The sequence below is a fragment of the Oceanobacillus bengalensis genome (assembly GCF_003628445.1).
Classification (GTDB): domain Bacteria; phylum Bacillota; class Bacilli; order Bacillales; family Amphibacillaceae; genus Oceanobacillus; species Oceanobacillus bengalensis.
In genome coordinates this window covers 64,906-77,301 of sequence record NZ_RBZO01000020.1, presented here as the reverse complement: position 1 = coordinate 77,301, position 12,396 = coordinate 64,906, and the positions used below count along the sequence as shown (strand labels likewise).

The window sequence follows — 12,396 nt, the reverse complement described above, 5'->3', positions numbered from 1 at the left end:
TTAATTTGTTTAGTCGCTATTAACGGTAGGGTATTTTGTTAGGGCTGGCAAGCCTTTTTTATTTGTGCAACCTTCTAACATTTTGGTTGCAATACTCTGTACTTTTATTATGCATTAAACAAGGGGTAGCACGAGATAAGATTTCTATTACAGGCATTCCAGTACATCCAGTCTTTAAAGAACAAAAAACTAACTGCATTAAGAAAAAGGATAAATGGACTTTTTTGATAAGTGGTGGGAACATGGGGGCAGGATCGATGAAGCAATTTATTGATTGCTTACAACCCTCTGGATCTGTGGTTTATAAAGTTCTATGTGGAAAGAACAAGCATCTATTTCATAGCATTGACCAATTAAATCACCCATATATTAAAGCGCTGCCATACTTACATTCAAAAGAGGAAATGAATCAATTGTACGTAGAAGCAGATGCAATGATAACGAAACCTGGTGGAGTCACTATATCAGAATGTATCTGGAGAAAAATCCCAACGATTGTATATGAAGCATTACCAGGTCAGGAGGAATTTAACCTAAACTATTTAATAGAACGAGGTTTAGTTTTTTACTTAAAGAAGTGGGAATCTCACACTAACATTGAAAGTATCATGTTAGATATGTTTCATGAACATTCCGCTACTTTAAATGAACGCCTGAATGAATATCATCATGACATGGAAGACCATGATATAATCAGTGTTTTAAAGGAATTATATTAAGGTGCCTGTCACTCCTCGAATTTTGTCGTAAATTGCCGAAAGTCGAACGGTGCTTGTCACTGAATAATATTATTAGAACAGGCTAAAATACATTTGAAAGTAACAATTTATTAGGAGGAGAGATTTAAATGCCACAACAGCCAATTGATGTCAACCAATTAAGCCAGGCAAAGGCAAATGTTGCACTAACGCAGGAATTATTAACACAAGCTATTGAAAAATCTTCTTCAGACCAAGCATTGTCTCAAGAAGCAATTAAACAAGCTGCAACTGAAATTGCTCAAGCGCAAACTGCAGTAAGTCAAGTTCAAAGCGCAATTTTAACACAGCAATCACAGTCAGAATAAAAAAATAAGTAGACCCTCGTGTCCTTATGTGATACGAGGGTTTATTTTTTATGATAGAGGACCTTAACCTAATGATTGCATGTATATTTGTCTATACTTGGACAAAATAATCATATAACAAATCAGTGCCTTTTCCTGTGAAATTTTTCGAAAACAAAAAATGGGACAAAAACCTCAGAAAGGAAATAAAACGTGAGACATGTAAAAGCGTTAGGAATTAAGTTATTAATTACAGCAACGGTTATTTACTCATTATTGTCCATTTTTGAGACAGCATCATTAACAGAAATGTTTGTTATTAGCCTACTAGTAACTGGAATTGCATATGTAATTGGCGACCTCTATCTGTTGCCTAAGTTTGGTAATTTTAGAGCAACAATAGCAGATTTCGGTCTTTCCTTTGTTTCCATATGGTTGCTTTCAACGTTCTTTATCGACGCTGCTTTTCCTGTAATCACCATTTCACTCTTTGCTTCGTTCTTCCTAGCAATAACAGAAGCATTATTCCATGCTTATATGCTGGAGAAAGTAATAAAAACAGAAGATGCCAATAGAAAAAAGGATGTCTTACCAAATTTTCGTTATCAAACTGAAACATCAGAGGAAAATCATCCCGATTATATTAAGAAAAAGTAGTGCTATACTTTATAAAGCCGAACGGTAACAGCTGTTCGGCCTTTTGCATTGGGCCAGTATAGTATAAATGTGTTGCACAACATTTCTGCCCTAACTCTCTATCGATAAAGTGCTTTCTATAGATCGTCCACTATGATTTTCCTTGCATCATACTCCGTTTTCACATCTCAAAATATAACTCCTAAATATAGTAAAGACGAAATCACCCCGATTTCGCCTTTACACTCAAATCTTATTTATTCTCTTCTTTCACTTTTTCCATTAAAAATTTCACAAACACCTCATCCCTTACAAGCCATGCTTCATAATTGCGTTTTAAAAATATCTCAGCATCCTGAAAGCTCGAAAAAACTTCATCCAGAAGCACACCATTTTTCTCGATTACCCATGCATTATCATTCGTAGCAGTAAGTAAAAATTTCTTGTCCATCCTATTTCGATAGAGTGTACCAAACGAAGAGGCTTTAAGGTTATAGTGGTTTCGCCTTGCATCTTCATGTATGGGTTCCAATTGGAATGTCTCTTCAACGAATCGTTTATATGCCTCATCTGTCATGGTGCAACCAGCAGCTTTTGCATGTCCACCTCCACCGAAGTGACCAGCAACTTCAGAAACATCCACATCATCATGAATCGTTCTGAATCCCATTCGACGCCCACTCATATTTAATATTACAATATAACTTAAATGGGGATATTCTTTTCCTAACTCATTACCAAGCTCTGAGTGATAGGATTCGGCAAAAACGACCCCCGCATATTCGTTACCAACTTTTTTCTGAATCAATTCTCGTCTCTTTCTTCGGATATAGCGTTCAATTTTATTATCTTCCATATCGAGTATTCTTTTCTCAAATTCATCAAACGAGAAATGCTCATTATTATTCAAACGCTCTAGCATCGTTCCTTCAAATTCATCAATAGCTACAAGGAAAAACAAAGCATTTAGCCTTCTAGCCTGTTCATTCTCATTCTTCTCCCATTCCCATGTATCATACTGCCTTACAAGCTCAACAAATTCCTCTACCACGTCTGACGCTTCAAGAAATTGATTCTCTGTAAGATATTGATACAGTAAAGAGGTTGCAGAAGTTAATTTTCCTTCCTCATCCTCAACAACGACATGTCCCCAGTCATATTCATTAAAAGATAATGCTGTTTTATGATGATCAATTAATTGCAATTTTCCACCAGCTAGATAAAAATCATGTAATCGTTTTTCATTTTCTTCATTTACCGATAAATCCGTTATAAATAAAGAATCGCTTTTATCCTTATTATCTAAAAAACGTTCTACTTCTCTGTTCAGACTCCCGATAGAATTATAACGAACCTCTACCTCGTTACCAAAAGCGAGTTTTGCTAATATTCCGCATCCTACTCCATCCAGGTCATTATGAGACAACAACTTGTACATATTTTTTCACCTCATCGTTAGTATGAATATAAATAGGGGAAAAAATCAACAAAGAAGAATTATATAATGCAAAAAAAAGTCACTCCTCTTGCTTTTGTTCTTATATGTACAAGCACTGCATATAATCTAAGCAGTACTTATACAGGAGGATAAAAATGTTTGCAATATTAGAGAAAGCAATCATAGCGATGGCATTATTAAGAATCTTATCTGGAAGTATTGAGATATTTGCTGCATTCTTAATGCTTAAATTTAATGAAATAGAGAAAGCATTAATCATAAACAGCTCATTAGCATTTGTTGGCCCTTTAATTCTTATCATCACGACAACCATAGGTTTAGCTGGGATGGCTGAGAAAGTGTCATTTGGAAAGTTTTTTTGGATATTTCTAGGTGTTTCTTTAATTATTTATGGAATTAAAAAGTAACTGTTCTTCCTTTGACGGGGATAACAGCATATCAAAGTTAGCTTTGCGCTGCTTTTTGTGCATGATTTGACCAAGAATTTCCTCCACATACATCGAAAACCCTGGATGTGTTCGCTTTCGTGGACGAGGTAATTTAATAGGTTGATTCAGGCTTACTTTCCCATCTTCTATTAAGATAACACGATCCGAGATGGTGACTGCTTCTTCGACATCATGTGTAACAAGAATGGCTGTGAATTTTTTCTGTTTCCAAAGCGATTCAATAAGATTCTGCATTTCGATACGTGTCAGTGCATCTAGCGCCCCAAGTGGTTCATCTAATAACAAAAGGGATGGATTATGAACCAATGCTCGCGCCAGTGCTACACGTTGCCTTTGCCCTCCTGAAAGCATGGAAGGGAAATCATCTATTCTATCCTTTAGGCCCACTTGCTGTAGCGCCCCGATTGCATTTTCTTTTTTCTCCTTGGGTAGTCCTAGACACACATTATCAAGCGTTTTCTTCCATGGTAATAATCTTCCATCTTGAAACATAATTCGTGCATACCTGTTTAAATCATCTAACCGTTCTCCATTTAATTCAATGGTACCGTTATTCATTTTTTCTAGACCAGCAACAAGTCTCAATAGCGTGCTCTTACCACAGCCGCTTTTACCAACTATCGAAACAAATTCACCCTTTTGTATCGTCAAACTTAGATTTTCTAGTACGCAACGTTCACCATAACTTTTCCCAATATTATTAATCTGAATACCAATTCCCTGCTCTTGTATCTTATTCAATTCGCAACCCCCTAAAAGCATTTAGAACAAAATATCGTTAAGTGTTCCATTTCAGCAACTTCTCCTCGAAATACCTCGCAATGACGTCAGATAATTTTCCGAATAGGGCATAGATGACAATACTTAAAATAATTACGTCCATTTGCATAAATTCGCGAGCATTCATTGCCATGTAACCTATTCCGGATTGAGCCGAAATCGTTTCAGCGACAATCAGCGTTAACCACATTACACCTAGTGAAAAACGAATACCGACCAAAATAGACGACATCGCTCCTGGTAAAATAACATGGAAAAATAATGCTTTCCCTCTCAATCCATAAGCCTTTCCCATTTCAATTAGTTTTTTATCTACTGATTTAATCCCATGGTAGGTGTTAATGTATACAGGAAATAATACACCAAGCGCGACCAGGAAAATCTTTGATGTTTCTCCAATCCCAAACCATAAAATAACAAGCGGTATAAGCGCCAAATGTGGGATGTTCCTAAGCATTTGAATTGATGTATCGAAGAATAAATCAGCAAAACGAAATACGCCATTAAATAAACCAAAGAGGAAACCAATGATTCCTCCAATCAGAAAACCTGCTAAGGCCCTTCCTAAACTAATAGATACATGGTCAACTAATTCACCTGTTGAAAGTAATTCCATACAAGCAACGAACACCTGCGTAGGAGCTGGTAATATCCGTTCTGGAATCGCTCCAACCCAAGATAAAAACTGCCAACTGATAAGCAACACTAAGGGAATAAGCCACGGGATGATAACCCCTTTATTAGGTAGTTTCAATCCTTCTCCCCCCTTCCCAGTTATTTCATCATTACTTCACTAACATCAATTTCTTTTGGAATGATAGCCAATTCATAAAACAAGTCCGCTATATCTTGCTGTTCAGCGATAATTTCTTCCGTTATTTCTCCAATGCCATAAATACGACGCTCAACAGACATCCTTATTGATTCCTCATCAAGATTTAATATTGGTGCGAGCATCTTAACTAAATCATCGTGATTCTTATTTGCCCACTCAGACGAAGCCGCAATTTCCTCTATAATAATATCCATAATATCTTGATGCTCTTCAGCAAAATGGTTTGTTGCAATGAAGAAATCTCTATCCGTTGTTAACCCTTCTCCATTTAATAGCATTCGCCCGTTGGAGTTAATTTCCGTGGATGCAGTAAACGGATCCCATACAACCATAGCGTCTACATTTCCCTGTTCAAAAGCTATTCTTGCATCACCAGGACTCAAGAAAGCGGGTGTAATATCTTCGTATTTCAAACCAGCTTCTTGCAATGCTTTCACAATCAAATAATGGGAACTAGACCCTTTTGCAAAGCTAACTGTTTTTCCCTTTAAATCAGCTACAGTCTGAATGTCAGAATCCTGGGATACTAAGATGCCACTACCCTCATATTTCGAATTACCTACCGCTGCATAAACAAATGGGGCACTTGCTGCTTGTGCAAAGATTGGTGGTGTATTACCAGCCCGCCCAAAATCAATACTTTCTGCATTCAATGCTTCAACCAATGCAGGCCCTGCTTGAAACTCATGCCATTCCACTTTATAACCTATTTCTTCTAAGCGTTCTTCAAGTGTTCCTAGAGATTTCAGAATAATTAATGGGCCATTTTTTTGATATCCAATTCGAACCACTTTCTCATTTGATTCATCAGAACTTACTTCACTACACCCAATAAGTAACAATAAACATACAAGGCTCACAACAGATAAGAAAATCTTCTTTTTCATATTTCAATACCTCTCCATTATTTTATCCCAGTGCTTTGGTCCGTAAGTTCCCATCTTATACAGACGTAGTATCAAGAAAGCTAGGTGGGAGACAACGGACGCTACCCCTCCTGATTCTAGCCTATGTATGAATAAAAAGTAGGTTCCTGTCCGATTAAAAATAGCCTTCTTAAAAAAATAGGTTAAGGATAAGAATGTTTTTTTAGGAAAAATTAAAAGCAAAAGCTGTTTTTCTAAAGAGGATTATTGCTTTTTCAAAAGATTAAGCTGTGATGTAAAGGATATAAAATGAGACGTAAATTTACACGCTGAAAAGGTATTTTGGCTTATGATTTTAAATTCAGGAACGGAGCCCTCGAGGAAGAGAAAGTAGCTTGATAAGCGCTCTCTAGATGAAAACGGAGTTCAAAAACAGAATTTGTAGCTTGATAAGCGCTCTCTAGATGAAAACAGAGTACGAAATTAGAATTTATAACTTGATAAGCGCTCTCTAGATGAAAACGGTGCTCAAAATCAGAATTTCTAACTTGATAAGCGCCCTCTAGATGAAAACGGTGCTCAAAATCAGAATTTCTATCTTGATAAGCGCTCTCTAGATAAAAACGGTGCTCAAAATCAGAATTTCTAACTTGATAAGCGCTCTCTAGATGAAAACGGAGCTCAAAATCAGAATTTCTAACTTGATAAGCGCTCTCTAGATAAAAACGGTGCTCAAAATCAGAATTTCTAACTTGATAAGCGCTCTCTAGATAAAAACGGTGCTCAAAATCAGAATTTCTAACTTGATAAGCGCTCTCTAGATGAAAACAGAGCTCAAAATCAGAATTTGTAACTTGATAAGCGTCCTCTAGATGAAAACGGAGCTCAAAATCAGGATTTGTATCTTGATAAGCGTCCTCTAGATGAAAATGGAGCTTAAAATCAGAATTTGTAACTTGATAAGCGTTCTCTAGATGAAAACGGTGCTCAAAATCAGAATATCTAACTTGATAAGCGCTCTCTAGATGAAAACGGGACTCAAAATCAGAATTTGTAACTTGATAAGCGTCCTCAGATCAATTTATTTCCGAATCCTTTTAATGATTAGCCTACATCTAATGCGCATTTTATATCAATCGCACAGCAAACAATACGAAAGGAAAGGAGGAATAATAAATGGCAATATCAAATAAAAAAGCAAAAGAAGAGCCATTACATTCCGGTGAGATTTACCATTTATGGGCTTATTTATACGATGTAAAAAGCACCCTTGTTACGATGCAAGTATTTATCAATCATTCAGGGGACCATGATTTAAAAACATTTCTAGAGGACACGCTAGAAAGTTGTTTCACGCAAGAAGCTGAGCAAGTTGAAGCCCTATTAAAAGAAGCAGGTATACGACTGCCACCTGCTCCACCAGATAGACCAAATGTGGAAGTAGAAGATATCCCTGCAGGAGCACGGTTTAATGATCCAGAAATCGCACTTCTTGTTAAGAAGGAATTAATAACGGGAAGAGTCTTATGTAGTTACGTTACTGGTATCGCGATTCGCGAAGATATTCGGTCGATGTTTAGTGAATTCCAAACACAGAAGGAAGAGTACGAACAAAATTTAATAACATTATCCAAGGAAAAAGGATGGGTTGTTACCCCGCCAATTAGTATAAAATAATGGGTCTTATCGTAAAGGAATCAGAGGAGTGTGACCAGTGAAAAAGAAAAGTAAGGGGTTAATTATCACGGCTATTGGGTCTGTACCGCTTATGATGACGTTGGGGAATTCCATGTTGATTCCAATTCTTCCTAAAATAAAATCATCCCTAAACTTAACACAAATGCAGGTGAGCTTAACGATTACGGTATTCTCTATTGCAGCAGCAATCTTCATCCCCATTGTTGGGTACCTTTCCGACCGTTTTTCCCGTAAAGTCGTCATTATTCCATCACTAATTTTATTCGGAATCGGTGCATTGCTTGCTGGTTTGGGTGCTGCTGTATTCTCTAATTCTTATCTCTGGATTATTATCGGACGTATTCTTCAAGGAATCGGTGCTGCTGGAACTGCACCAATTGCTATGGCATTAATTGGAGATTTATTTAAAGGTGGAGAACAAAGCAGAGTATTAGGAATTTTTGAGGCATCTAATGGTTTAGGAAAGGTCCTGTCTCCTATTTTAGGTTCGCTTTTAGCATTAGTTGTTTGGCATGCTGTTTTTTTCGCTTTTCCAATTATTAGTCTAGTATCTGCAATACTCGTTTGGATTTTTATTAAAGAAAAAAGCAATCGGCAAGCACCTCCACCTTTTCGTAAATATGCAAAAGGGCTATTAAGTGTGTTTAAACAGGAAGGTAGGTGGCTCTTCACGGTTTACCTTGCTGGAGGTACATGTCTTTTTACCTTATTTGGAATTTTATTTTATTTATCCGATATATTGGAAGCAAAATACAATATCGATGGTGTTGTGAAAGGTCTTATTTTAGCTATTCCTTTACTTGTAATGGTTACAACATCCTACATTACAGGCAGCAAAATTGGAAAAAATTTAGAAAAGATGAAGAAACTTTGTGTTATTGGCTTTTCCTTTATGACAATTTCTTATGCTTCCCTCGTTTTATTTGAGAAACTTGTCCCATTTCTGTTAATACTCGCACTCAGCAGCATTGGTGCTGGGTTAGTATTACCATGTGTAAACTCCCTCATTACTGGTGCCGTTGGTAAAGAACGTAGAGGTTTTGTTGCTTCGTTATACGGTTCTGTGCGATTTATCGGAGTGGCATTAGGCCCCCCAATCTTTAGTCGTTTAATGGACTGGTCTCGAACAGGTATGTTTTTATCCTTGGCAGCACTTGCTCTCATCGTGGGTTTGTTGGTTTTACTATTGGTTCATGTAAAAGGAAAAGATGGAAAGAAACATAAAAAAACTAAAATCCGTTATAAATATATTTGAGTTATGGTTTCTTTCGCCATCCAAGTGTATAAGCATTCTGAAAGGACATTTGACATACTAGATCGACTACTCTTGTTGATAACCACTGACTGATTAGTGCAAGAACAATGATTTTCCAATCTACAACCATAGCAGTAATGACAAAAATAGACATATTCAAGAAAAAAAGAGGCTTTCCTGGAAGTATCTTACGCTTCGTAGAAATAATCAAGGCAACTACTCCAACTCCACCGTTGGAGACACCCTGCCTCATTAATAATCCAATTCCAGTACCTAAGAATAGCGAACCAAATACAAGATCATACACAAGGTTTCGATTTTGTATCATAAAGCTTGTCTCGAAAAAATCAACTGAAAGAGAAGTTACTGTAATACTAACAATTGTCCAAAGAGCAAACCGTTTCCCTAGGATTTTCACTCCAAATAATAACAAAGAAAAATTTACAATCCACAGAGCAACACCCATACTCATGTTGAACCAGTAGTTTAACAAAACTGCTATTCCTCCTGCTCCACCTGATGGAATCGAATGAGGAAATAGAAATAATCCCATGCCTAACCCTTGTATGGTTCCTCCAGCTATTACTAATCCGTACTTCTTTAGAAATGGATTCATTGCTTACGCCTCTTTTTATCCATAGAATAGGACGACTCTTACTATACATATTCCTAAGAATATTAATCATGAGTAAAAGTATTCACCCAATCAGGTAACGCTCTCCACCAACGACCCTAACTAAATTTCATTTTTTCCATATGATAGTAGTAGACCAAGAGGGAGGAGGTCATGTTAATGGGTTATGATGGAGGAAACAACAATAGCTTTGCGTTAATCGTTGTTCTATTTATTTTGCTTATCATCGTTGGAGCAAGTTGGTTTTAATTTCTAAAGGAAAGCCTTCCTATTCTTAGGGAGGCTTTTCTTTATGAATGGCTTCAGAAGATATATAGGTACAGTTTTTCCAGGAATGGGAATTTTAGTAAAAATTAATCAATAATTTTTGTGTTTTATTTTGTCGAAATTGGACAGAATATCTGTTGTGGTGATATTTAACTACGAAGAATATTTCTTCGGGGTAGTTAAGTACTACTTAGAAAATACTTATAGGAGGGTTGATTAATATGGCGAAGAACAAAAACAATCGCAATAACAACAATAACAATAACAACGACAATAACAACAACCAAGAAGTAAACAATGTTGAATTTGCGAATGAAAATGAGTTCAACGATTTCGATAACAACAACAATAATAATAATAACAACAATCGTAATCGTAACAACAACCGCAATAACAACAATAATTAATCAAGACCCTACAAAGAAACCTGTATCCAAAGATTTAACTTTAGATACAGGTTTTTTTTGTCTAGCTCCAGCGACTAGCGAGACTTCCCTCACCTACGTACGATAAGATCAACATTGACTCCCTACCGTTCAGTCCAGCCCGTACGTCGCTATACGGACACTTACATTTTTCTAGTGTCTTTTTAGTTAAAACTTGCCTGTACTCGATAAATTCGTGAACCCTTTTCAGAGAACTTCTCTTCGTATTCCGTCTTTATATTTAACGGATCAGGGAATGCATGTAAATGTAAATTTACTTCTTCCAATCGCATGCCAAACTGTGAAAAACTTACTAAAGAATACTCGAATAATCCTCTGTTATCTGTTTTAAAGGTTAGTTGGGCCTGTTCTTTTAGAATTTCTTTATACTGCTCTAAGAAAGCATGGTGCGTTAGTCTTCTTTTTTCATGACGATTCTTTGGCCATGGATCGGAGAAATTCAAATACATGCCTGCAATTTCATTTTCTGTAAATATTTCCCTTAGGTCACTTGCATTTTCATTTAACAATAAAATATTCGGCTGTTCTGATTCTATCACCTTCTCAGCGGCAGAAACAATAACACTTTTAGCTAATTCAATTCCAATAAAATTAACATCAGGATTTTGTTTCGCCATACCGATGATAAATTGTCCTTTACCTGTCCCCACTTCAATGTGGATGGGGTGATCATTGCCAAATACAGCCTTCCAATTCCCTCTATGTTCTGATGGATTCTGGATAACCAGCTGTTTGTTTTCCATGAGAAAATCATCCGCCCATGGTTTATTTCGTTGACGCATGTAAGATACCTCTCTTTGCTGAGTATGTTTGGAGTATAGAAAAACAAATATGACGAAAAATAATGTCATGAGGTGATTAAAATGACATTAAATGCAAACAATTTGTTGACATTATTACACGATATACTAGATGAACAATCCGCCGGGTGCTGTGGGGAAGTCTCCGAATATCAGCAAATAAAACGCTTAGTTAAGACGATGATGGCCCATGACCAAATTACAGATGAGCAACTAATGCAACTTCTCCCTGACATCTATAACTACGGACGACAAGGTGAAAATACACAAAGCATTGAAGAACATATTACATCCAATCAAGAAAATATCGAAAATTGGATGAGTGCAATAGAATATATCAATTTCAAATAATGGATGTAACCTGTTCGTTAAGTTCCTCTATGTCTCTAAGCCTTTCCATTGCTTTTATAGGCTCTTTCCGTCCTAAATGCCAACATAAATATTGGAGTGCGTTGAGTAGTAGATACCAATACATTCGTTCTAATAAATTTTCTTCCTCTTCCACTCCATATTTTTCCAACCACCCATTCCAATCTTCTCTTGGAATGTAACCTTTTAATATAAGACCATAATCGGAAGCAGGGTCCGCAATGGTTGCATTGTCCCAATCAATTAAGAATAAACTTCCATCATTTGACATTAATAAATTATTATGGTTCAAATCACTATGGCAAACGACTAATTTTTTGTTGCGTGTTTTTGGTAGTAGAATATCAAGATATTCTAATGAAATACGAACTGCCTCGTATTTATGAATTAGGTTCATATCAATTAATGTCTGCTTTATGGAAGCAAAAATTTCATCTGAAGTTAACGGGTTAATACCGAGTCGCATTAGCATGTCCAATAATTCTGTGGAATGGTGAATTTTGTGTAGTAAATCAGCTACCTTCTGATCTTTCATATCATTCGGTTTTAGTTCTCTACCTTCTAACCATTCTTGTGCTGTAATGACATCTCCATTTTCCATCCGCCTTGTCCATACGAGCTTCGGAACGATACCTTCTGCTGACAACACCGCCAAAAACGGAGAAGAGTTTCTTTTGAGGAATAATCGTTTGTTTTCCTTTTCAGCTATAAATGCTTCTCCTGTTAATCCTCCAGCTGGTGTTAGTTTCCATCCATCTCCTAATGCTCGTTCAAGCCATTCCAACATATCATTTCACATCTTTCAAAAATAGCATTCCATCTTCATATTTTATAGGTATAAAGTTTAAATTACAACT

Annotated in this window: 16 protein-coding genes; 9 read left to right on the top strand and 7 right to left on the bottom strand. The window is 36.5% G+C overall.

The window, feature by feature from the left end:
• The first annotated feature begins 257 nt into the window (after positions 1–257).
• From D8M05_RS13030 to D8M05_RS13020, 3 genes are all read left to right on the top strand, one after another.
• Positions 258–719, top strand: coding sequence for a glycosyltransferase family protein (locus D8M05_RS13030; protein WP_121132490.1), 462 nt, complete (start codon positions 258–260; stop codon positions 717–719).
• A 128-nt stretch (positions 720–847) separates the two neighbouring features.
• A complete protein-coding gene (locus D8M05_RS13025) occupies positions 848–1,066 on the top strand; it encodes a hypothetical protein (RefSeq protein ID WP_121132489.1) in 219 nt (72 codons plus the stop codon).
• Positions 1,067–1,258: 192 nt separating this feature from the next.
• Positions 1,259–1,702, top strand: coding sequence for a YndM family protein (locus D8M05_RS13020; protein ID WP_121132487.1), 444 nt, complete (start codon positions 1,259–1,261; stop codon positions 1,700–1,702).
• 232 nt (positions 1,703–1,934) lie between these two features.
• Here the strand turns inward: D8M05_RS13020 and D8M05_RS13015 are convergent, their stop codons facing one another.
• Positions 1,935–3,119 carry a DHH family phosphoesterase gene (locus tag D8M05_RS13015; protein WP_121132485.1) on the bottom strand — a complete coding sequence of 395 codons (1,185 nt, stop codon included), beginning with the start codon at positions 3,117–3,119 and terminating at the stop codon, positions 1,935–1,937.
• A 155-nt stretch (positions 3,120–3,274) separates the two neighbouring features.
• On the opposite strand from D8M05_RS13015, the gene D8M05_RS13010 reads away from it, so the two are divergent.
• Complete coding sequence (locus tag D8M05_RS13010) at positions 3,275–3,547, top strand: YqhV family protein (protein WP_183072794.1); 273 nt, start codon at positions 3,275–3,277, stop codon at positions 3,545–3,547.
• On the opposite strand, the gene D8M05_RS13005 is transcribed toward D8M05_RS13010, so the two are convergent.
• The 3 genes from D8M05_RS13005 to D8M05_RS12995 are packed head-to-tail and all read right to left on the bottom strand — an operon-like array spanning position 3,521 to position 6,091.
• Positions 3,521–4,321: an ATP-binding cassette domain-containing protein gene (locus tag D8M05_RS13005; protein ID WP_379543375.1), complete on the bottom strand. Its 801-nt coding sequence runs from the start codon at positions 4,319–4,321 to the stop codon at positions 3,521–3,523. The genes D8M05_RS13010 and D8M05_RS13005 overlap by 27 nt on opposite strands.
• A 46-nt stretch (positions 4,322–4,367) precedes the next feature.
• On the bottom strand, positions 4,368–5,123 hold the full coding sequence (locus tag D8M05_RS13000) for an ABC transporter permease subunit (RefSeq protein WP_121132481.1): 756 nt from the start codon (positions 5,121–5,123) through the stop codon (positions 4,368–4,370).
• 20 nt (positions 5,124–5,143) lie between these two features.
• Entirely contained in the window at positions 5,144–6,091 is a 948-nt protein-coding gene (locus tag D8M05_RS12995; RefSeq protein ID WP_121132479.1) for a sulfonate ABC transporter substrate-binding protein, read from the bottom strand.
• Between the two features lie 1,155 nt (positions 6,092–7,246).
• Between D8M05_RS12995 and D8M05_RS12990 the strand changes: the two genes are divergently transcribed.
• Positions 7,247–7,747, top strand: coding sequence for a DUF3231 family protein (locus D8M05_RS12990; RefSeq protein WP_121132477.1), 501 nt, complete (start codon positions 7,247–7,249; stop codon positions 7,745–7,747).
• Between the two features lie 91 nt (positions 7,748–7,838).
• Positions 7,839–9,023 carry an MFS transporter gene (locus D8M05_RS12985; RefSeq protein WP_121132503.1) on the top strand — a complete coding sequence of 395 codons (1,185 nt, stop codon included), beginning with the start codon at positions 7,839–7,841 and terminating at the stop codon, positions 9,021–9,023.
• A gap of 1 nt (position 9,024) precedes the next feature.
• On the opposite strand, the gene D8M05_RS12980 is transcribed toward D8M05_RS12985, so the two are convergent.
• Complete coding sequence (locus D8M05_RS12980) at positions 9,025–9,639, bottom strand: YitT family protein (RefSeq protein ID WP_121132475.1); 615 nt, start codon at positions 9,637–9,639, stop codon at positions 9,025–9,027.
• A gap of 171 nt (positions 9,640–9,810) precedes the next feature.
• Here D8M05_RS12980 and D8M05_RS12975 point away from each other — a divergent pair, with 171 nt between their 5' ends.
• Together D8M05_RS12975 and D8M05_RS12970 are read left to right on the top strand one after the other, a co-directional pair.
• A complete protein-coding gene (locus tag D8M05_RS12975; protein WP_245985353.1) occupies positions 9,811–9,906 on the top strand; it encodes a YjcZ family sporulation protein in 96 nt (31 codons plus the stop codon).
• Positions 9,907–10,145: 239 nt separating this feature from the next.
• Positions 10,146–10,331, top strand: coding sequence for a hypothetical protein (locus tag D8M05_RS12970; RefSeq protein ID WP_121132471.1), 186 nt, complete (start codon positions 10,146–10,148; stop codon positions 10,329–10,331).
• Between the two features lie 182 nt (positions 10,332–10,513).
• Here D8M05_RS12970 and trmB read toward each other — a convergent pair whose 3' ends face one another.
• Positions 10,514–11,152 (bottom strand): tRNA (guanosine(46)-N7)-methyltransferase TrmB, encoded by a 639-nt coding sequence (gene trmB / locus D8M05_RS12965; RefSeq protein WP_121132469.1) that lies wholly within the window; start codon positions 11,150–11,152, stop codon positions 10,514–10,516.
• A gap of 81 nt (positions 11,153–11,233) precedes the next feature.
• Here trmB and D8M05_RS12960 point away from each other — a divergent pair, with 81 nt between their 5' ends.
• The gene (locus D8M05_RS12960; RefSeq protein ID WP_121132467.1) at positions 11,234–11,521 is read left to right on the top strand and encodes a YtzH-like family protein; all 288 of its coding nucleotides are present in this window, start codon (positions 11,234–11,236) and stop codon (positions 11,519–11,521) included.
• On the opposite strand, the gene D8M05_RS12955 is transcribed toward D8M05_RS12960, so the two are convergent.
• Positions 11,514–12,326 (bottom strand): phosphotransferase family protein, encoded by an 813-nt coding sequence (locus tag D8M05_RS12955; protein WP_121132465.1) that lies wholly within the window; start codon positions 12,324–12,326, stop codon positions 11,514–11,516. The genes D8M05_RS12960 and D8M05_RS12955 overlap by 8 nt on opposite strands.
• Positions 12,327–12,396 lie beyond the last annotated feature (70 nt).